The following is a 20841-nucleotide window of genomic DNA, read 5'->3' on the forward strand; positions in this document are numbered from 1 at the left end:
CAATCATGAAAGTACTAAGCTGACGCGACGCGCAAATCGCCTCGATGCCCGCCCTATCATCAAGATATGCCCTATATCCCTGACGACATCTCCCAGATCCCCGACAACCACCCCGGCTACACACCCGCTTCGGATGATGTGCGGGAGCGGCTGACCACCCTCCTGCACAAGCGGCTCGACCAGGTCATCGACCAGGAGCAGCAGGCCGGGCTCAGCCGGCAGGACCGCGAGCGCCTCGCCGCCATGCACAAGCAGGTCAGGGCAGACCTGGCCGCCATCCGGGACGGGGCCACAGAGAAGACCATCAGGGAAATCGAGCGCAGATACAGGCATATATAAGGAGTGCTACTTGCCGGCCCAGCCGATCTGCCCTAGGCCCAGGCTCTCATCCAGCGTCTCCATGGCTCTCAGGCGCTCGCTGTCATCGGCGTGACGGTAGTGCTCCACCATGGCATCGGAGGAGTGGCCGACGATTTCCTTGATAAGCTGCGCGTCCACGCCCATCGAAGCCAGCAGGGTGACCACGCTGTGTCTGGTCTCATGGCCTGAGTGAGTCTCAGAGTGTGGTATGTGCGCCAGCTCCATCAGGGTTCGAAAGTCTGCCATATCCTCGCGCGGTTGGATCATGCTCCCGTCCGGGTGATGAAAGAGCAGATTGTACGGGTTCGGCTGTTTGGCTGTCTGTTTCAAATGCTCGGCCAGCGCCTGAGCGAGGATTGGGATGATGGGCACGCGGCGACCGGTGAGGCTCTTGGGGTGAGTGAGGCACCAACGGCCTTTCAGCGGGATCATGTCAAAGCCTTCAGGGATGCGCCATACGGCATCCGGGCAGTAGGCCGCCTTCTTTTTCCCGCATGGCCATACGCCGTGTGACGGTTTCCCGCAGCCATGGTCTTTTTGCAGGTCTTCCATCTTCCAATTGACTGTGTATTCGCCTACATGGGCCTTGGTGGTGACGGGCACCTTCTCCATGGTTTTGATCTTCCCTTTTTGCGGGTTCCCGTCAGCATCGAAATACTCGCATACTTTCTCCACCTCCCTGTCCTCATATGTGGTGGTCTGTGACGTGTACAGTCTCAGATCTGGGATGCGAGCGCCGATGATCTCCCCTTGGCGCATACCGGTGAGCAGGCGGAACCACATGCGCACGCCGGTGGCCTTGTCGGGCATGGCGGCCGCTGCCCTGAGCATGGCCTCCATCTCCGGCACGCTGAACGCTGTCCTGGATTGGGCCAGTGCGAGGTATTCAGCATCCTTGCTCTGTGGAATGGGCACGCCTTGAGCGGGGTTGGACGCTATAACCCTGTCTCGCCTGGCGTCCTCGAAAATTGAATGGAGAGTGGACCTTATCTGCCGTTTGAGGCTGATGCCTGCGCTGCCTGTGATCTTGCCCCTGCGGTCGTAGGTCTTCGCCGTGCTCAGGATGTGGCTGATGGATGACGGCGTGAAGGATGCTATGGGCTGGTCTACGTATTCCCTCAGATGGTTGTGGATAATGTTGGTGTACATGCGGTAACTTTTGGGATCAACGATCTGCTTTTTCTTAGCAAGGAAGAGCTCGCTGTATGATCCCAGGGTCGTTTTCTTGTCTACGTCGATCCCGTTGTTAGCCTTGATCTCTTTGCGCCAGGCGCGGACTTTCGCAGTCACTCCGCCTGCGGTATCCGCCGTGAAGGTCTTCTTTCGTGGTTTGCCGTTAGGCAGGTATCCGACGTATATCTGCTGCTGCCATCGCTGCCTGCTTTTGATGACCGGATTGCCGTCCTTGTCTCGGCTCTTCCAGGTGGACCTGAACTTGTACGGCCTTGCCTCGCCGTTCGCTCGCCGCCTTGCCATCCGGCCTCCTGTGTTCGTGGACATTTTTAGGATATGGAACTGACTATCAGTAGTGTATCAGTTATAGGTTAGTTGACTTAAAACTGTTGATATTTCGCCATTCTTGAATAGCTGACCCTCGTGCTCCTCTTATTCTAGCGCTGACTCTTAATCAGCGTGTCCGGGGTTCGAGCCCCCGTGGGGGCACAGAGTCAAAGCCCTACAGCCGCAAAGGCTGCGGGGCTTTTCCTTTATCTACGCCAAGGCCTACAAGTTCCAAAATGTATACCCAATGTATACTAAATTGCATCGGATTATTCCGACACTCCCGGAGCACGAAAAAGCCCCGCCGAAGCGGGGCTCGAAGATCGTCCCTTAATCGATGAGTACGTTTCCGCGTCGCCGGCCTGCCTGTTGTTTTCCTTGGCTAATGATCTTAACCCCGGCACACCGTTCCGTGCATGCTGAGCATAAAACCCGCAAGAACAGAAGCCGTTCATTTCTGACTAGTAGAAGGGTATGTGAGCCTTGCGCTGGTAATAGGAATCCTCTGCTGTCTGCAGGTAGGGGGGGGGGTTAAGCTGCCGCCTCCATAGTTGCTGGCTTGATTGTGTGGAGGCTGATCGCTTATTCGAGCGATCCAGCGACCCCGGTCTGAATCCGTATGTGACCTGTTGCCGCGCTCACCTCGCCGGATTTTGCCTGTGCCAAGGGCCCGGGTCTTAGTCAAAGACTCGGAATATGGTGCCTGAGCAATACGGTATTTGAACACGCACGTTTAGACATCATATTGTCATGTTGTTATAATGTTTGCGGAATTCGAGGTTGAAGTTCCCGGGGAGGCACTCTCCCACGATCATTCGCTCCGAAGCGGATGGGCTTCATCGTATGCGAGGAGGCAAATTGCTGAACGAGTATTTCCCGGAAGGCACCGTCATGTATAGGGACGGCGTAGCCGATTGGGAAGAAGCGGTGGACGTGGTCACTGGTCCGCTGGTTGATCTTGGAAGGATCAAACCCTCTTATGTCGATGCCATCAAGGCTTCGATACGCAAACCAGGCGGCACCTATATTGATCTGGGTCAAGGCATTGCCATGGCCCATGCCAGGCCCGAGGCAGGCGTTGTCACCACCTCTCTATCGGTGCTGAAGGTTGGCAGTCCCTTCCTGTTGGCCGATTCTCAGGACCACCCGATCAGCACGCTCTTCTGCCTGGCGGCGCAGGACTCGAACAGCCATCTAAGCCTGATGCAATCGCTGGCGACCTTCCTGAGTGACGCGAAGAATCAGGAACGGCTGGGCAAGGCCGCGAACGTTGAGGAATTGAGGACGATCCTCGAGGAAGAAAGGTAATCAACATGAAGATTCTGACGGTTTGCAGCACTGGACTGGGGTCGAGCTTCATTACCCAGCTCAATATTGACAAGGCGCTGAAAGAGCTTGGCGTGACTGGGGTCGAGACCAACCATAGCGATCTGGGTTCGGTCAACAAGGGCGATGCCGATATTATTTTTGTCGGGCGTGACATCGCTGATGCTGCCAAGGATCTGGGAGACGTAGTCGTTTTGAACAGTCTGATCGACATGAATGAGATCAAAGAAAAGCTTGCCGAGGCCCTGAAGCGCCATGGCATGGATGTTCCTGAAGGGGGGCAGGCGGCATGAACGGGGTATTAAAAGTCCTTTTGGACATTTTCCGACAACCTTCCGTCATCGTCGCGCTGATCTCCCTGCTCGGCCTGACTCTGCAACGCAAGTCTGCCACGGATGTCATGAAGGGGACCATACGGACGTTCGTGGGCTTTCTGGTCCTGGCCGCTGGCGCTGGCGTGGTGACCAACGCATTGACCCCCTTTGGGGATATGTTCCAGCATGCCTTCCATGTCCAGGGCGTTGTTCCCAATAACGAGGCCATAGTCGGCACGGTACTGGTCAAGTACGGATCCGTAGCTGCACTCATCTTCTTCTTCGGAATGATTGTCAATATCATTCTTTCTGCAACGTCATATTTCAAATATGTTTACCTATCAGGACACGTGGCCTTCTATATGGCCACGATGATAACGGTCATCTTCGTGGCGGCCGGTTTCTCCACCTGGCAGACACTGCTTTGGGGTTCAATCGCTCAGGGCCTGGTTGTGACCCTTTCGCCCGCAGTCGTGCAGCCTTTCATGAAAAAGGTGACTGGCACCGATGATGTGGCCCTGGGCCACACCGGCGGCTCGGGCATTGCCCTAGGTGGTCTGGTGGCTACGCTCACCCGCAGCAAGAAGCATCCCTCCAAATCAACTGAGGATATCAACTTCCCCAAGAACCTGGGCTTCCTGCGCGATACAACAGTCATCGTGGCCCTGTCCATGGCTGTGATCTATGTCATCGTGGCGCTCTTCGCCGGCCCCGGCTATATCGAGAGCAAGCTCAGCGACGGACAGAACTTCATCGTCTATGTGGTCTTGCAGGCCGCCACTTTCTCTGCCGGCGTCTACATCATCCTGGCAGGTGTTCGTGTGGTCCTGGGAGAGATTGTTCCTGCCTTCAAGGGCATCAGTGAGCACCTGGTCAAGAACGCCAAGCCTGCACTGGACGTCCCTGTCACCTTCACCTTCGCTCCTAACGCCGTTCTGATTGGGTTCCTGTCCAGCTTCGTCGGCGGCATAGTAGGCATGGCCATCATGGCCCTGGCCGGAACCACCGTCATCATTCCCGGTGTCGTGGCCCACTTCATGACCGGCGGTGCTACGGGCGTAATCGGCAACGGCGCGGGTGGTCGGCGTGGAGCCATTCTCGGCTCCTTCGTCAACGGCCTGGCCATAACCTTCCTGCCGCTCCTGCTTCTGCCGGTGCTGGGATCTGTAGGCAAGGGCGCCGCCACATACTCGGATGCCGATTTTGGTGTGGCCGGCATCTTCCTGGGCTACCTCAACAAGGCTGGCGGCCAGATTGCGATCATCGTGGGAATCATTGTTGTGCTGATCCTGGTCTATGTGGTCTCCTACTTCATGAACAAGCGCAAGAAGACCATTGCCGCTGCAGCTGACTCGGCTGACAAGGCCAAGGCCGTCGCCTGAATTGAATCCCCTGTCCAATCTGAGGCCGGCAGGGACAGCGGTAGAGAGGGGTCATGGGACTAACGGACTTTTCAATATCAGTTCCATGACCCATCCGTAGCCGGAGAATATTGCTGCTTGGCTCCTGTATTGGGCAGAAACAGGTAGGGGCTTTTACAATCATTGAAGGCAGCAGGCCTCCGGTTAACGCAGGTCGCGGGATTTCGATTCATGAGGGCAATGAAATCAGGTGGGTCGGTTTTGCAATGGTAGATGGAATTCCCAAGTATGTGTCCGTGCGAGACCATTTGCGCGGAAGCATCAAACGGATGAAGGATGGGGCGCAGCTGCCCACGGAGTCCGAGCTTTGCACACGCTACAACGTCAGTCGGATTACGGTTCGTCATGCCATAGAAGATTTGATTCGTGAAGGGTTGATTGTTCGCAGTCAGGGCAAGGGTACCTTCAAGTTGAAGTCGCCTTCATCCTCTCGTGAGGTGATCAACGGCCACATAAAGGGATTCTGGCGCCAGCAGCGTGACCTAGGCAGAACAGTCAAGACCCGGGTGCTTGGCAACAGGATTGTCAAGAATGCCGATTTTGCGTCCAAGTTGGGTATCGATGCTGATGCAGACCTGATCGAACTGGAACGACTGCGTTATGTCGATGGCAATCTGCATCAATATGTCTGCACCTACCTGTCGGCTGTCCAGTTTCCGGAAATACTTGAGCATGATTTCTCCGATGGCTCCCTCTATAGCTTCATCGAGGAACAATACGACGTCAGGCTCGCCAGAAACGAGGTTGTGGTCCGCATCGAGAATGTCGATCCACGGATCGCCGGATACTTTCATGTGGACAGGGGTCGGCCCGTGCTGGCCATGGACTCCACCGTCTTCGACGGATTCGGTTCGGTGGTGGCATTCGGCATAGCTCTTCAACCGCCTGCATATTCCGAAATAGAGTTCGTCATCAACAGCATGCCAGACTCCAGATGATGCTCCGCGCTCAGAGAGGTCGTCAACGGCTAGTGGCCATTACTTCGAATGTGTCTGCTGCGTTTCGGCCATTTCGCCCCTGCTTCTGCTGCCGGGCTGCTTTTGAATGGCCTCATTTGCTTGTGCGTCAGGCTTGAATGGTTCGTCCTGCAGTGGATAGTATTGAACATATATGCCCGATTCCTCGCAATGAGTGCATCGGAGATGGGAAGGCAGGTACGACCATGGGGCGTCTTCAAGGCAGGAAAGAGCGCGAGCCGTTTGTGCTCGAGCATGCCAGTATCGCGACCGGTGATGAAAAAGGCACGGTTCAGAAGGATATGTCTGTTCTGGTGTCCGCGGACGGCCGGATAGAGCAGGTCTGCCCGACCCCGCTGGCCTACGTGCCCTCCGGATATCACCGAATCAACGCTACGGGTAAGTTTGTGGCACCTGGACTCATCAATGCCCATACCCATCTCTTTGCCGACGGCAAGCCCTTGTCTGGCGGTACTGACCTGTCGCCGCGTGTGGTCGATGCCGGTTTGAAGATAGTGCACAGTCCTGCAGGCAAAGTCCTTATGGATGCCAGGATCAAGGGCAACGTTTCCACGCTGTTGAACTCGGGAGTAACGACCATTCGTACCTTGGGTGATGTGGGCTATGAGGCGGTTCGCCTGCGTGACAAGATTGATGCCGACGAGCTGACCGGCCCGCGCATGCTGGCTGCCGGTCCCCTCCTGGCGATTCCCGGAGGGCATGGCGATCCCTTCATTGCCCTGTCCTGCTCCTCTCCAGAAGAGGCCAGGCGTCGGACCAGGGAGAACCTGGACCATGGGGTCAATGCCATCAAGGTGGCTGCGACCGGCGGCGTCACCGATGCCACCAAGCTTGGCGAGGCCGGCAGCCCGCAGATGACCGAGGAGGAGATGGCCGCCGTCTGCGATGAGGCCCATGAGTTTGGTGTGCTGGTCGCAGCGCATGCCCAGAGCCCTGAGGGTGTCAAGGCCGCTCTCAAGGCAGGGGTGGATACCATTGAGCATGGCAGCGCGCTGGATGACGAGATGATTGGGCTCTTCCTTGACAATCCGCGCTCGCTTCGTGGCTTCTCGGCCCTGGATCCCACCCTGTCCGCCGGACTGCCTCTGGTCAAGATCAGTCAGCAGGAGCTGGGAATCAACGATATAGTTCGCGGCAATTCTGAGCTGGTCGTTGACGGCATGGTCAAGAGCGCCAAGCAGGCTCATGAGAACGGCATTGCCGTCGGAGTCGGCACCGACACAGGCATGACCTTCGTGCCCCAGTACGGTACTTGGCGAGAACTCGATTATCTGGTGCGGTACGCGGACTTCACCCCGGCGCAGGCCTTCCACGCCGCCACTCAGGTCAATGCACGAAACCTGGGCTTCGATAATGTCACCGGTTCGGTCGACACGGGCAAGGATGCAGATCTGATCGTCCTTGACGAGGACCCTGCCAGGAATGTGCGGACCCTGGCCAATCCCAAGCTGGTCATCGCTCGCGGCAAGCCGGTATGGCGGCCTGAGGTCAAGCACTTCGGGGAGATCGATCGCCTGCTCGACAGCTTCTGATCATTTGCTTTAGGGCCATTCAGAAGCGTGCAATAGTTTGGCCGGCTGATGGCTTCCCGATGACCGGGTGGTATGCAAGCATGTCGGTATGCAAATGGGAGAACCGAGAGTGGATCAGGTCGGCCCGGCCAAGGTTGTAGGAAGGTTGGCACCTTCGCCGACTGGGCGAATGCATCTGGGCAATATCTATGCATGTCTTGCGGCCTGGCTGGGTGTCAGGTCGCAAGGGTCTTGCGGGGTTCTGCGGCTTCGCATTGAAGACATAGATACGCCGCGTGTGGTCAAGGATGCCGATCGCTGGATCATGGACGACCTGGCATGGTTGGGATTGGATTGGGATGGCGAGGTGGTCTACCAGTCCCAGCGCGCTGATACTTACAGTCAGGCATTGAAATTGCTGGAATCGCAGCGATTGATCGGCGGGCAGCCTCTGGTTTACCCCTGCTTCTGCTCCCGTGCCGACATCCGCGCGGCATCGGCGCCGAATGAAGGCGACGGGTTCATTGTCTACCCGGGCACCTGCCGAGGACTTTCCCATCATATAGTCAGTGAAAGGCTGGCCCGGGGGCAGAGGCACAGCCTTCGGATCGCAGTCCCTGATCAGCCCGACGAGTCGGATGCCATCTGTCGCTTCGACGATCTGATTTTTGGCCCGCAGTCCTTCAATTTGCCCAGGCAGGTCGGTGATGTGGTTGTTCAACGCTCGGATGGCTTGGTTTCCTACCAGCTGGCAGTGACGGTGGACGATCTGGCCATGGGTGTCAATCAGATTGTGCGAGGAAGGGACCTGCTGAGGTCCACGGCCATTCAGATGTGGATCGGGAATCATCTTCAGCCGCAGGCTCCTAGTGTTCAGTACGCGCATTTGCCGCTGATCGACGGCGTGGATGGCAGGAGGATGTCCAAGCGCTTCGGATCGCCGGATCTGGGATCGCTCAGAAGAGACGGCTGGACGGCAAGGCAGGTGCTTGGGGTCTGTGGATGGCTCCTGGGACTCATGGATCGACCCAGACCCGTGAGTGTGCAGGAGCTGCTGGATGGTTTCACGTGGAACATGTTGGCTGCTGACCGCAAGGACAGGAAGCTGGATCTGAGCAAGCTGAACGTTTCCGGAGCAAAGCCGAATCTTTGAGTTCTCCGGTCCTGAGCTGCACCGATCATTTAAGGCATATGTTTACCCGAGATATGTTACCTGCCGACTTTCAGGCTTGCGGAAATTATTGTTCAGTGACTGCTGAATAGCAATATTCGTGACCGTGCAACGTGGCTCATCGATCCTGGTTCATCAGTCCTGCCGTTTGCTGCCCGAGATCGGAGCGAATTCCGGTATGAGCCACTGGCTACCATGGCCTCAGTCAAGGCTTCCGGATTTTTAAGGAGGTAGCGGGTCATGGTCGCCTATATGGACCACAAGGATCTGGGCAATCGGCAGATCAGCAGGGAACGAGCTGGGCAGATCGCGGATGGGGTCAAGCGTGCAGCTGAAAGAATCGCCAAAGCGGAGGACTCCGCCGGTCGAAAAGAAGGCTCGGTGACTCTGCTGGCGGCCACCAAGACCCGCGATGTGGGCGAAATCATGGCAGCCATCGATACCGGGGTGCGTCGGATTGGCGAGAACCGTCCTCAGGAAGTCACCGCCAAGGCCCAGGGGTTGTTGGAACTTTGTCGGGACAGGGGGTTGTCCCTCGGCACTGACACTGCAGACAGTGATTCATCAAGCGCCAGCGTTGGCTTCCATCTTATTGGGCAGCTCCAATCCAACAAGATCAATAAGATCCTGCCATATGTCGACACGGTCGAGTCGGTCGACGGGCCCTCGCTGGCTCGGAAGCTGGCCACGCGGGCACTGGCTGCAGGCAGAACTGTGGGCATACTCCTGGAGGTCAACGAGTCCGGCGAGCAGGCCAAGTCGGGATGTGCCCCCGACCAGGCCCTGGATCTGGCTTATGAACTGGCTGCCATGGAGGGGATTCAGCTTAAGGGTCTGATGACCGTCGGTGCACATGTGGATGATGAGGCCATTATCAGGAGCGGATTCGCTCACCTGCGCGGTCTGCGCGACCGCATCAGGGATTCGGGGGAGCCGGGCACTGACACCTGCACCATGCTGTCCATGGGAATGACCGGAGACATGGAGTATGCCGTGGCTGAGGGGTCGACCGAGGTCCGTGTAGGCACAGCCATCTTCGGCCCGCGGGCTTTTATCTGACCAGCCACTGCCTGTTTCGGAACCCGATTCTGTTAAGAGGCCCGGCCTGGGGCTAGACTGTGCCCTATGAGAATCGCGCGTTTTTCCTACAAGGACACCCCACGATACGCTTTTGTCCAAACTGACAAGCAGGACGGCAAGGACTATCTGGTTGAGCTGAGCGGCTACCCTCTGACCGGCCAGCAGGTCGAGCCCACCGGTCAGCGCTACCCTCTGGACGACGAGGATGTGCGGCTGCTGGCCCCGGTCATCCCCTCCAAGATCTACGGAGCGGCCAAGAACTACCGCGCCCATGCCGCCTACATGGCCGAGCATGGCCAGTCCTCGAATCCGGAGCCTCCGGAGAAGCTCATGCTCTTCATGAAGCCCTCCACCTCAGTCATCGGCCCTGACGACCCCATTGTCAAGCCCTCTTACAGCAAGGACATGAACTATGAGCCCGAGGTTGCCGTCGTCATGGGTAGGATGGCGCGGAAGGTGAGCGTCAACGAGGCCATGGACTATGTGCTGGGCTATACCTGTGTCAATGACGTAACCCTGCGTGACCTGCAGAAGAACGATCCTATGTGGACCCGTTGCAAGGGTTTTGACACCGCCTGCCCCCTCGGGCCCTGGATCGAGACCGACCTGGACTATCGTGACGCGAAGATTTCCTTCAAACTCAACGGGGAAGAGGTGCCTGAGGCCAGCGGCACCACCGCTAACCTGATCCACTCCATTCCTGAGCAGATCGCCTTTATCTCCAGCTTCGCCACCCTGCTGCCCGGCGATGTCATCATGACCGGCACGCCGCACGCCACAGGTTCCCTGAAAAACCGAGACGAGGCCACGGTTCAGGTTGAGGGAATCGGATACCTGCGCAATGTGGTCATCAACGAGTAGCGAATAGTGGGAAAACAAGCGATATAAAAACTTGAGTCGTTTAGGCTCAAGTTTGGGAATAGGCATCCTCCTTTCGCTGTTGTAGAAGGCAGATGAACCCGTGACGGGGTCTGGTCGAATGATTCGGCTGGCCCCGCCGAAGAATGTTGGAGGATGCTCTATGAACGAAAACTTCACCACCATGGCTCAGCAGGCCATAGGCGATGCTATCCAGTCGGCCTCGGCGGCCGGCAACCCCCAGGTGGATGTGCTCCATCTGTTGGACTCCCTGCTGCGTCAGCAGTCCGGAGTGGTGCCTGGACTGATTCAAGCCGCTGGTGGTGACAGCCAACGGGTCGGAGCCGAGGTCCGTCAGGCCCTGGTGGCTCTGCCGTCGGCCAGCGGATCCACAGCCTCGCAGCCCGATGCCAGCCGTCAGCTCAGCATGGCCCTGGCCCAGGCTGAGAAGGAAATGCAAGCCATGGGGGACGAATACGTGTCCACCGAGCATTTGCTTATCGCCATTGCCCAGGGTCCTTCGCAGGCTGCCGATATTCTGAACCGGAACGGTCTGCAGGCGGATACCCTGCGTAAGGCCGTGCCCCAGGTGCGCGGCGGTGCCAAGGTGACCAGCCCGGATGCCGAGGGCACTTACAAGGCTCTGGAGAAGTACTCCACCGATCTGACCGCCCAGGCCAAGGAGGGCAAGCTGGACCCGGTCATCGGCAGGGATCAGGAGATTCGTCGTGTCATGCAGATCCTGTCTCGGCGGACCAAGAACAACCCCGTCCTTATCGGCGAGCCTGGAGTGGGTAAGACAGCCGTGGTCGAAGGTCTGGCCGAACGCATCGTAGCCGGCGACGTGCCCACCACCCTGCAGGGCAAGAGGCTGATCTCCCTGGATCTGAGCTCCATGGTGGCTGGCAGCAAGTACCGTGGCGAATTCGAGGAACGACTCAAGGCTGTTCTCAACGAGATCAAGAGCGCCAACGGTCAGGTCATCACCTTCATTGATGAGATCCATACCATTGTCGGTGCTGGTGCCGCAGAGGGATCCATGGATGCAGGCAACATGCTCAAGCCCATGCTGGCCAGGGGAGAACTGCGCCTGATCGGCGCCACCACCCTGGACGAGTACCGTGAGAACATCGAGAAGGACCCGGCTCTGGAGCGCCGCTTCCAGCAGGTCTTCGTGGGCGAGCCCTCCGTGGAGGATACCGTGGCCATCCTGCGTGGTCTCAAGCAGCGTTACGAGGCTCACCACAAGGTGACCATCGGGGATGATGCCCTGGTGGCGGCAGCTACGTTGTCCAACCGGTATATCTCGGGTCGTCAGCTGCCAGACAAGGCCATCGACCTGGTTGACGAGGCCGCTGCCCACCTGAGGATGGAGCTGGATTCCCAGCCTGAGGAAATCGACGAGCTTCAACGTCGCGTCACCCGTCTGGAGATGGAGGAGATGCAGCTGAAGAAGGCCGATGACCCAGCCTCCAAGGACCGTCTGAGCAAGCTGCAGGCCGAGCTGGCGGACTCTCGCGAGAAGCTGGGCGGCCTCAAGGCTCGTTGGGAGAACGAGAAGGCCGGCCACAACAAGGTCGGCGATCTGCGTGCCCAGCTGGATGCCAAGCGGGTCGAGGCTGACAAGGCCACCCGCGAGGGCGACCTGGAGAAGGCTTCCCGCATCCTCTACGGGGAGATCCCCGGCATTCGTAAGCAGCTGGCCCAGGCGGAGAACGCGGCCGAGCAGGCCAAGAACGCCGCCAATGACGCTGGTCCCGATGGGGCTGACATCGCCGGAGGCCCGGCCCAGGAGCCCATGGTTCCCGACCATGTTGATGCGGACTCTGTGGCGGAGATCGTCTCGGACTGGACCGGCATCCCTGTGGGACGGCTCATGGAGGGCGAGAACGAGAAGCTCCTGCATATGGAGGACTACCTGGGCAAGCGGGTGGTCGGCCAGCAGGAGGCCATCCATGCGGTATCCGACGCGGTCCGGCGCTCGCGTGCCGGCATCGCCGATCCCGATCGGCCTACAGGATCCTTCATGTTCCTGGGCCCCACCGGCGTGGGCAAGACGGAGCTGGCCAAGGCTTTGGCTGACTTCCTCTTCGACGACGAGAAGGCCATGGTCCGCATCGACATGTCAGAGTACATGGAGAAGGCCTCGGTCTCCCGGCTGATCGGCGCTGCTCCCGGCTACGTGGGCTATGAGGAGGGTGGCCAGCTGACCGAAGCCGTCCGTAGGCGGCCCTACTCGGTGGTCCTCTTCGACGAAGTGGAGAAGGCCAACCCTGAGGTCTTCGACCTGCTGCTGCAGGTTCTGGATGACGGTCGGCTGACCGATGGCCAGGGCAGGACGGTGGACTTCAAGAACACCATTCTGATCATGACCTCCAACCTGGGCTCGCAGTTCCTGGTCCGGGACGACCTGGATGAGGAGGGCAAGCGCAAGGCCGTTATGGACGCGGTGCATGCCAACTTCAAGCCCGAGTTCATCAACCGGCTGGACGATCTGGTCATCTTCCACCCGCTGACCCGCGACGAGCTGGGTTCCATTGTGGACATCCAGGTCAAGCAGGTGGCCCAGCGGCTGACCGACCGGCGCATCACCCTTGATGTCACCGACTCCGCTAGGGAGTGGCTGGCCAACATGGGCTATGACCCGGCCTTCGGCGCTCGGCCCTTGCGTCGGCTGGTCCAGACCGAGGTGGGCGATCAGCTGGCCAGGATGCTGCTGGCTGGCAAGGTTCACGACGGCGACACGGTCCTGGTGGATCAGACCGGCGGCGACCACCTGGAGCTGACCGCTTGGCCCACTGAGAATCTGGTCGATGATTCGGTCACGGTCAACGATGTGACGGCTGATGGCGATGCCGATGCCGATGCTGATGCCGGCGATGACGGACGCGACGGTGGTCGTGGCCGTCATGCCGCTCGTGGCGACGATCAGGGTCAGGTCCAGTCTCACTGAGATCAATTAAGGGTTTGTACCCGGGGTAATCCCGGGTGCCGACCCTTTTTGTGCCACAAGTTGTGCTCTGTGGATTCAGTCCATAGCGGCCGCCGGATCCTTGCCCTCTTGCATGGACTCCCACTGGCTGTCGACGATGACCTGGGGACGCCGTGCCGCTACAGTCGGTAGCTGGTCTGTGTCGATCAGGGCGAGGTGCAGCCAGCGACGGCGCAGGTGCCGGAGCCGATGCAGGCGACGAACATTGAGCATGGCCAGGATGGTGGACAGGGCCCCTGTTACTGCTGCAATCATGGGGTTGAGCATCCAGCCCAAGAAGGGTTGGCAGATTCCGGTGGCAATGGCCAGGGCGATGACGTTGTAGACAGTGGACCAGGTCAGGTTCTGCCTGATGACCTGGGTGGTGGCCCGACTCAGTTCAATGGCCCTGCCTGTCCCGTCAAGGTCGCCTTGGTGCAGGATCAGATCCGGGTGCGGCAGGTCAATGTCGTCCGTGGCATCGTCTGTGTCAGCCTGAAGTTTTGGTCCCAAAGTGATGCTCACCTGAGCCCTGGCCGTCAGCTTGGGATCCGCTGTAGTACCAGTTGCCAGAGCCACCAGGCTGGTTCGGCCCTGCTCCCCGGCGGATGCGGTGTCTTGACCAGTCCGATCCGCTGGAACGCCTCTGCTGGTCCGGGTCAGGTCGTGGATGAGACGATCCATGCACTCGCGCTTGCGTTCGGGGGTCAGTCGCGTGATCAGCATATCCACGCCCGCCTGACGGGCCGCCCGCTCAATCCTGTCATCCGGCTGGCGGCTTCCATCCAGGATCAGGCTGCTCACTCGCAAGGAGCGTAGATGGGTGGCGGTACGGGTCAGGGATTCCGCGTGGACACCCTGGCTCTCCGAGTCGTCGGGATCCAGCAGAGAGGAATCGTCCAGAATCAGCGTGCGCACCCGGCCCAGGTGGTTCATGGCTCTTGGTGAAGTGAAGAGCAGACCGTGGGCCAGGCCAGTCTCCAAGCTGGTTCGGAAGGCCATGGGGATGGTCATGGCTGCGACAGCGGGACAGGCGATGGTCAGTACGCAGACCGCATTGCCTACAGCGTGGGCCAGGTGGGGTTGCGGTCCCAGCATGAGCCAGAGCATGAAGGTCCAGACAGCCAGGATCATGATCAGGGCGATGGCTGTGTTGACAATCCGATCCATTCTGCGCATGGCGGGGGAGCGTTCGACCAGGGCCTGAGGGATGATCTTCACGAGTCTGGCTGCATAGGTGTTGTCGCCGGCGGCATCCACGCGGATGGACAGTCGACCTTCCAGAATCTTGCTGGAGGCCAGGATCCGGTCGCCGGGTCCGCATGGCCGGGGCCGGTCGCCGCCGGTCAGTTCGCTGTCGTCCACCAGGGCCGACCCTGACTCCACAACCCCGTCGGCGGCTGGGCGCTCTCCTGTGCGCACCAGAAGCAAGTCGCCTGGGCGAATCCGGTCACGTGCAAGAATCTGGGCGGGGACTGTCTGCGGATGCTTGGAATCGGCCACCAGGCCTGAGGCTGGTCGAATTTCTGTTAGATGGTTCAAAGAGGCCACCAGGGAGGCTTCCATTCTGGTGCCGATGACCCGGGCCAGCAATAGGAGGGTGATGACTACGCCGATCAGATCGAAGTATGGGGATCGGGAGCCCTCCGGCAGCAGGGACCCGGCCAGGCAGGTGGCCAGGCTGTACAGGTAGGCCAGGCTTGTGGCCAGCATGGCCAAAAGATCGGGGCTGCAGCGGTGCTCGGTCATGGACTTCCACCCGTCCATGAGTATTCCACGGCCGCAATAGAAGATGACTGGGGTTATCAGAATGGCCTGGACCCAGGGGCTGGTCAGCCAGGAGGGAATCAGTTCGGGGCCGAAGCGATCAAACAGATCTAGAACCAAAACTGGTGCGGTCAGCAGGGCGCTAATGATGGTAGGCCTGAGCAGACGGTGGCTGCGAGAGTCCAGATCGGCCCCCCATTTGCTCCAATCCTCGGGATCGCGCCAGGGGCGGTTGGCCGGGGAGTCTGCGCCTGCATCTTGGTCGCTGACATGAGCCGAAGGCATAAGGAAGTACCAGATGATCAGCCAGGTGACCGCACAGGCCACGACCAGATCGGCTATCGCCAGGAAGATATCGATACCCACGGATCTCCTTCGGTCTTGCTCCAACCCCTCAATATTTCCTATTCTGCCCGTCATTGCGGTTCGGCACTGGTCTTAAGGCCGATTCCTTGCGGAAAAAACGAATTCTCGAATTATCGCCGACAGCCTGCTGTGCCGATCTGACTTTCGGGTCCAGTCGTGGAGGTTTACTAGAACATATGTTCGATTCTACGTCATCGGTAGTCATGGTTGTGCTTCTCCTGCTGATCGGTATGGTCCTGGGAGGATTGGCCGGATATGCGCTGGGTCGGGCCCAGGGTCGAAGGGCCGTCGGCACGGGGTCTGACGGCCAGGTGGATGAGCTGCGTTCGCAGCTGGACCAGACTCAGGACAGGCTTCACGGATCCGAGGCGGCTCTGGTGGAGGCGCGGACCAAGGTGGACGGCCTGAACCGCGAGCTCTCCTTTGTCAAGTCCCAGCTGGCCCAGGCCCAGCAGGCCGAGCAAATCAGAATCGAGCAGGAGCGCCGCCGTACACAGGCTCAGGAGGAGGAGAAGCGGCGCAGGCAGGCTCAGAGCATGGAGGAGGAGAGCAAGGTGCTCTCGGCCCTGGCTCCCGTGCAGAAGAATCTGGATGCCCTCCAGCATAAGGTGGCCCAAATCGAGGAGGGTCGCAAGCAGGAGATGGGGTCCTTAGGGCAGCAGCTGAAGAGTTTGGGTGAGCAGCAGGGGCGGCTGGACAAGGAGACCAGCTCTCTGGCTTCGGCTCTGCGCAACAACAAGGTGCGCGGCGCCTGGGGAGAGGCTCAGCTCAGGAATATCGTCGAGTCGGCAGGGCTCTTGGAGCATGTGGACTTCGACACTCAGGTTGTGGTCACGGCCTCGGATGGTCGCGTTCTGCGCCCCGATATGGTGGTCCACCTGCCCGGCGGCAAGACTATTCCTATTGATGCCAAGGCTCCCTATTCCGACTATCAGCGGGCCTGCGAGATTCCCGACACTGCTTCGGATGACGAGTTGCGCCGCCGGGACGAGCTGCTCAAGGCACATGCCCGTGCCCTGCGCGAGCACGTCAAGGCCCTGGCCGATAAGGAGTACTGGAACGCCTTCGAGACGGCCCCGGACTTCGTGGTGGCCTTCATCCCCAACGATTCCCTTCTGCAGGCCGCTCTGGAGGTCGATCCCACCCTGATGGATGATGCCTTTGCCCAAAAGGTGGCTCTGACCTCGCCGGTGACCCTGTGGGCTGTGCTCAAGTCGGTGGCCTATGCCTGGCAGCAGCAGAACCTGTCCGAGGACGCTCGCACCCTATTCACGTTGACCCACGAGCTCTATGAACGCTTTGTGGTCCTGGGCGATCGGGCTAACAAACTGGGCCGTTCCATCACTGCCACAGTGATCGCTTACAACAAGTTCGCATCCTCTTTGGAATCGCGGGTTCTGGTTACCGCCCGCAAATTGCAGCAGATGGACCCTTCCAAGGTCATCGATTCGGTCGACATGATCGATTCAGACAAGGGCAATATCAGGGAGCTGACCGCGCCGGAAGTTTTGCCCGACCAAGGGCAGTGAGTGCCGCTTAGGGGGCTCCGGCGCTAGTCTGATAAGCATGAACGAGGCATCGAAGAGACAAGAGGGTTCATCCTTCAGGCCCACTGGGTCGCCTGATCTGGTCGGGCGCAAATCCGACACGGACCTGCCTGAGCCGGTCGATCAGTTGCGCGAACTCCTGGCCCAGGAGATCGGCGGGCGTCCCTTCACCGAGCTGAGCGGGGTCACCTTCCACCACCGCGGGGCCGAACTTGCCGGGCACGTTCTTCTGGATACCCTGGAGGATGCGGGCTATTCAGTCGACGATTTCGATGCGGTCGGGGCCCTGACCGCCGCTGCCGTGCCACTGGCTGATGCCATGCTTCATGCCGCAGCCTCGCGCGGGCAGGATCTGGACGCCTTCGTCATGGACTTCGTCTACCCCTCCATCAAGGGCCCATCCATCAAAGGTAGGCGGGTCATCCTGCTGGATGCCTGGCTGGGCCGGAAATCCTATGTGCAGACCTCATCCCTGGTTACCTTGGGCAAGAATAACGAGCTCAATCTCGACTGCGGGATCATCCAGCGCCAGGGCGCGAAGACGCTGGCTATCGCCTCGCTGGTGGGTGGCCGGACAGACGGCAGCATTCAGGTGGTCGATCCGGTGGACGGATCCCGGCAGCAGCTGCCCTTCATCTGCGCCTACCAGGAGGATCAGTTCGCCGGCACTGCCGACGGTTCGCCGGAGCGATCATGAGGGAGCCTGATCCAGTGACCCGGGCGGCCATGGCTTCAGATGAGCCGGTCTTCCGGCAAGTAGGAGTTGGCCCCTGGCAGGAAGAGCATCCTGGGCAGCCCCTTCCGATAGACCCGCGCTATGACAGCGAACTGCTGGATCAGGGGGACCGCCGCAACGTTCTGGACCAGTACCGCTACTGGAAGGTCGAGGCTATTCGGGACGACTTGGATCGCCGGGGCCGTCATGATTTCGAGGTGGCTGTGGAGAACTGGACACACGACTTCAATATCGGCTCCATGGTTAGAACCGCCAACGCCTTTGCTGCCCGCCGCGTCCATATAGTCGGTCCTCACAAATGGAACCGCAAAGGCTCTCTGATGACCGAGCTCTACCAGCACGTGGTCCACGACCCCGACATAGCAACCATGGCGACCGCCCTGCAAGAAGAGGCAGCCGGGCAGGGGGAGTCCATGCCCCGTATGATTGCCATCGACAACGTCCCTGGGGCCGTTCCCATGGAGACCTATAGCTTCCCTCGTCGCTGCCTGCTCATGTTCGGCGCCGAGGGGCCGGGGCTCTCCGAGAAGGCCTTGGAGTTGGCCGACGATGTGGTCTACATCTCCCAGTTTGGATCGGTGCGCTCCATCAACGCGGGGGCTGCGGCTGCCGTGGCCATGCACTCCTGGATCTGCCAGCATGCGGAGGTGGCGGGTCCATGATTGTCATCGACTCACTGACCAAGCGTTTCGGCTCTCGCAAAGCACTGGACCGTGTTTCCTTCACGGCAAGAGACGGTCGGGTGACCGGGTTTGTGGGGCCTAAAGGCGCTGGCAAGTCGACCACACTGCGCATCGCTCTAGGACTGGTTCGTCCTGACTCAGGCAGAGCCCTGTTCGACGGCCAGCCGTTCGTCCGGCTCTCATCGCCCATGCGGACAGTAGGAGCAGTACTGAATCCACGTAATGCCCATCCTGCATGCAATGCCAGGAACCACCTGCTGGCCCTGGCTGCAGTCAATGGCATCGATCAGCGTCGGGTGAACCAGGTACTGGAGATGGTTGGCCTGCAATCGGTCGCCGATAGATCGACGGGTTCTTTTTCTTTGGGGATGAGTCAGCGGCTGGCCCTGGCCGGAGCCCTTCTGGGCGACCCACGCAACATGGTTCTTGATGATTCCTTTGATGGACTGGATCCGGAGGGAGCCAAGAGGGTGAGGGGCATCTGGCGCAGCCTTGCCTCACAGGGGAAGACAGTCCTCCTAAGCTCCCGCAAAATAGACGAGTTGGCTGAAATCGCTGACGATCTGGTCATCATCGCCAAGGGGCAGATACTGGAGAGAACGACCGTGGCCCGCTTCATTGGCGAGCACTCCCGTGACTCCATCTATGCGGTGACGCCGCAGCCCGACCAATTAAAGGCCGCCCTGGCCACGGCTGCCGGGATCAGCATCACTCGTCTGCCGCCAGACAAGGACTGTCCGCCAGATGCCGCCCGCTTCCGCATCCAGGGTGCGCCCTTGGCATCCACAGCCTCGATTCTGGCCCAGGAGGGTGTGGTTCTCTACGATTTCCAGCAGGAGGAAGTTTCCCTGGAACAGGTCTACAAGGACATCATCCACGGGAGAAGGGGCGCGCGGCAGAGTGATTCAGAGGCAAGACTGTGAGTGCTGACAACGGTCGTCGGGCCCGTCGGAGTCGGCGTGAGGCACCAGCAGGACTTGATTACGCAACTCCACGGCATGGCTCCGCTTTTACCAGGTTGCGTCGGACCTCGGGGCTGTCCTTCATGGATTTGCATCGGCCATCCGGTCACTTGACCCTTTCCGGGGCGGTCCGAGGGGAGCTGCGCAAGATGTTCTCCCTGCGATCGACCTGGGTTCTATTGTTGATTGTCATGCTCTTGCAGCCGTTGACCACTGGCCTGATGGCTTGTGCGCCCCGGGTATTGGCTGGCCTGGGGCGACAGACCAGCCAATACCCGGGGCGCCTCATGCCTGCCTCCGGTGACGTTTTCTGGTCGGCCATCGCAGTTGGCATGTTTCCTGCAATGATCGTGGCGGGCATTCTGGGGGTTCTGGCCCTCACGCGTGAATTTTCCGGCGCCACCATTGAGAGCACACTGACGGCCAATCCTCGTCGAGGCATGGTCCTTATGGCCAAGGGCTTTGTTCTGGCCTTGCTGACTTGGCTGGCGGCACAGGTGGGCCTGCTGCTCAACTGGATACTGGCGACCCTGCTTCTATCAGTCGGATCCGGCACCTCGTCTGCATCCAGGCCTGGGCTGGCCCTGATTGATTTGCTGGGCGGCCCGCTCATGCTGGTCCTCTTCGCTTTGATGGGTCTAGGTCTGGGAGCCTTGAGCCGATCCAAGGCCGGCGGGATCGGCCTGTTTCTTGGACTGACCTTGATCCTGCCATTGATTCTGGGCATCCTGCGAGGTTTGACCCATCATGTCGACTGGTTGCAGATTCCCTTCAGGCTGACCCCAACCAGCCTGCTGGTCACCTTCCTCTCGGGCCTGGGCCGGACTGCAGAAGCAGGTCGCGGATGGTGGCCCACCTGGTGGCAGGCCGGTCTGATCATGATGGTCTGGACAGCCCTATGCTGTGCTCTGGGAACCCTGGTCTTCCGGCGCGCAGACATCGGTTGACCCTGTCTTCTGCGTGTCATAGAGCACCCATATGATAAGTGGTATGCCAACTTTTACACGTGAAGAGATCAAGCACTTGGGCGATCTGGCCCGTATTGCCTTGACCGATCAGGAGGCCGACCGCCTCAAGGGCGAACTCAACGTGATCGCCGATTCCATCACCAAGGTCCAGGAGGTGGCCGGCGATGATGTGCCCCCCACTGCCAACCCCATTCCCCTGGAGGCCTATCTGCGGCCCGATGAGGCTGAAGAGCCGCTGACCCAGGAGGCTGCCCTTTCGGGGGCGCCGGTAACTGAGTCCGGTATGTTTGTGGCCCCGCGCATTCTGGGTGAGGAGTGAGACG

General features: G+C 59.6%; 18 protein-coding genes. 16 read left to right on the top strand and 2 right to left on the bottom strand.

What is annotated here, in order from left to right:
• The first annotated feature begins 66 nt into the window (after window positions 1-66).
• Window positions 67-339, top strand: a complete 273-nt coding sequence (locus H3T93_RS05425) for a hypothetical protein (protein ID WP_144177682.1) — start codon at window positions 67-69, stop codon at window positions 337-339.
• 6 nt (window positions 340-345) lie between these two features.
• Here the strand turns inward: H3T93_RS05425 and H3T93_RS05430 are convergent, their stop codons facing one another.
• Window positions 346-1836, bottom strand: a complete 1491-nt coding sequence (locus H3T93_RS05430) for a site-specific integrase (protein WP_186363930.1) — start codon at window positions 1834-1836, stop codon at window positions 346-348.
• 882 nt (window positions 1837-2718) lie between these two features.
• Between H3T93_RS05430 and H3T93_RS05435 the strand changes: the two genes are divergently transcribed.
• From H3T93_RS05435 to clpB, 9 genes are all read left to right on the top strand, one after another.
• Complete coding sequence (locus H3T93_RS05435) at window positions 2719-3168, top strand: PTS sugar transporter subunit IIA (RefSeq protein WP_232348691.1); 450 nt, start codon at window positions 2719-2721, stop codon at window positions 3166-3168.
• 5 nt (window positions 3169-3173) lie between these two features.
• Window positions 3174-3479 carry a PTS sugar transporter subunit IIB gene (locus H3T93_RS05440; RefSeq protein WP_046323441.1) on the top strand — a complete coding sequence of 102 codons (306 nt, stop codon included), beginning with the start codon at window positions 3174-3176 and terminating at the stop codon, window positions 3477-3479.
• Complete coding sequence (locus tag H3T93_RS05445; protein WP_144177678.1) at window positions 3476-4882, top strand: PTS ascorbate transporter subunit IIC; 1407 nt, start codon at window positions 3476-3478, stop codon at window positions 4880-4882. Before H3T93_RS05440 ends, H3T93_RS05445 begins: the two co-directional genes overlap by 4 nt.
• Window positions 4883-5127: 245 nt before the next feature.
• Window positions 5128-5859 (top strand): GntR family transcriptional regulator, encoded by a 732-nt coding sequence (locus H3T93_RS05450; protein WP_144177676.1) that lies wholly within the window; start codon window positions 5128-5130, stop codon window positions 5857-5859.
• Between the two features lie 224 nt (window positions 5860-6083).
• Complete coding sequence (locus tag H3T93_RS05455) at window positions 6084-7430, top strand: metal-dependent hydrolase family protein (RefSeq protein WP_144177674.1); 1347 nt, start codon at window positions 6084-6086, stop codon at window positions 7428-7430.
• A gap of 88 nt (window positions 7431-7518) precedes the next feature.
• Window positions 7519-8562 carry a tRNA glutamyl-Q(34) synthetase GluQRS gene (gene gluQRS / locus H3T93_RS05460; RefSeq protein ID WP_232348693.1) on the top strand — a complete coding sequence of 348 codons (1044 nt, stop codon included), beginning with the start codon at window positions 7519-7521 and terminating at the stop codon, window positions 8560-8562.
• A 258-nt stretch (window positions 8563-8820) separates the two neighbouring features.
• On the top strand, window positions 8821-9639 hold the full coding sequence (locus tag H3T93_RS05465) for a YggS family pyridoxal phosphate-dependent enzyme (RefSeq protein WP_144177672.1): 819 nt from the start codon (window positions 8821-8823) through the stop codon (window positions 9637-9639).
• Window positions 9640-9705: 66 nt separating this feature from the next.
• Window positions 9706-10521 carry a fumarylacetoacetate hydrolase family protein gene (locus H3T93_RS05470; protein ID WP_144177670.1) on the top strand — a complete coding sequence of 272 codons (816 nt, stop codon included), beginning with the start codon at window positions 9706-9708 and terminating at the stop codon, window positions 10519-10521.
• Between the two features lie 160 nt (window positions 10522-10681).
• Complete coding sequence (gene clpB / locus H3T93_RS05475; RefSeq protein WP_144177668.1) at window positions 10682-13471, top strand: ATP-dependent chaperone ClpB; 2790 nt, start codon at window positions 10682-10684, stop codon at window positions 13469-13471.
• A gap of 75 nt (window positions 13472-13546) precedes the next feature.
• Here the strand turns inward: clpB and H3T93_RS05480 are convergent, their stop codons facing one another.
• Window positions 13547-15622 (bottom strand): P-type ATPase, encoded by a 2076-nt coding sequence (locus H3T93_RS05480; protein ID WP_186363928.1) that lies wholly within the window; start codon window positions 15620-15622, stop codon window positions 13547-13549.
• A 176-nt stretch (window positions 15623-15798) separates the two neighbouring features.
• On the opposite strand from H3T93_RS05480, the gene rmuC reads away from it, so the two are divergent.
• The 6 genes from rmuC to gatC are packed head-to-tail and all read left to right on the top strand — an operon-like array spanning window position 15799 to window position 20837.
• Entirely contained in the window at window positions 15799-17151 is a 1353-nt protein-coding gene (rmuC, locus tag H3T93_RS05485) for a DNA recombination protein RmuC (RefSeq protein ID WP_144177664.1), read from the top strand.
• Between the two features lie 37 nt (window positions 17152-17188).
• Complete coding sequence (locus H3T93_RS05490) at window positions 17189-17866, top strand: orotate phosphoribosyltransferase (RefSeq protein ID WP_186363927.1); 678 nt, start codon at window positions 17189-17191, stop codon at window positions 17864-17866.
• Window positions 17863-18567, top strand: a complete 705-nt coding sequence (locus H3T93_RS05495; protein ID WP_144177663.1) for a TrmH family RNA methyltransferase — start codon at window positions 17863-17865, stop codon at window positions 18565-18567. Before H3T93_RS05490 ends, H3T93_RS05495 begins: the two co-directional genes overlap by 4 nt.
• Window positions 18564-19511: an ATP-binding cassette domain-containing protein gene (locus H3T93_RS05500; protein ID WP_144177661.1), complete on the top strand. Its 948-nt coding sequence runs from the start codon at window positions 18564-18566 to the stop codon at window positions 19509-19511. Before H3T93_RS05495 ends, H3T93_RS05500 begins: the two co-directional genes overlap by 4 nt.
• Window positions 19508-20497 (top strand): ABC transporter permease subunit, encoded by a 990-nt coding sequence (locus H3T93_RS05505; protein ID WP_144177659.1) that lies wholly within the window; start codon window positions 19508-19510, stop codon window positions 20495-20497. The genes H3T93_RS05500 and H3T93_RS05505 overlap by 4 nt, the downstream gene beginning before the upstream one ends.
• Window positions 20498-20540: 43 nt before the next feature.
• Window positions 20541-20837, top strand: coding sequence for an Asp-tRNA(Asn)/Glu-tRNA(Gln) amidotransferase subunit GatC (gene gatC / locus H3T93_RS05510; RefSeq protein WP_015022515.1), 297 nt, complete (start codon window positions 20541-20543; stop codon window positions 20835-20837).
• Window positions 20838-20841 lie beyond the last annotated feature (4 nt).

This window comes from Bifidobacterium sp. M0404 (assembly GCF_016101415.1).
In the GTDB taxonomy this organism is placed as follows: Bacteria; Actinomycetota; Actinomycetes; order Actinomycetales; family Bifidobacteriaceae; genus Bombiscardovia; species Bombiscardovia polysaccharolytica.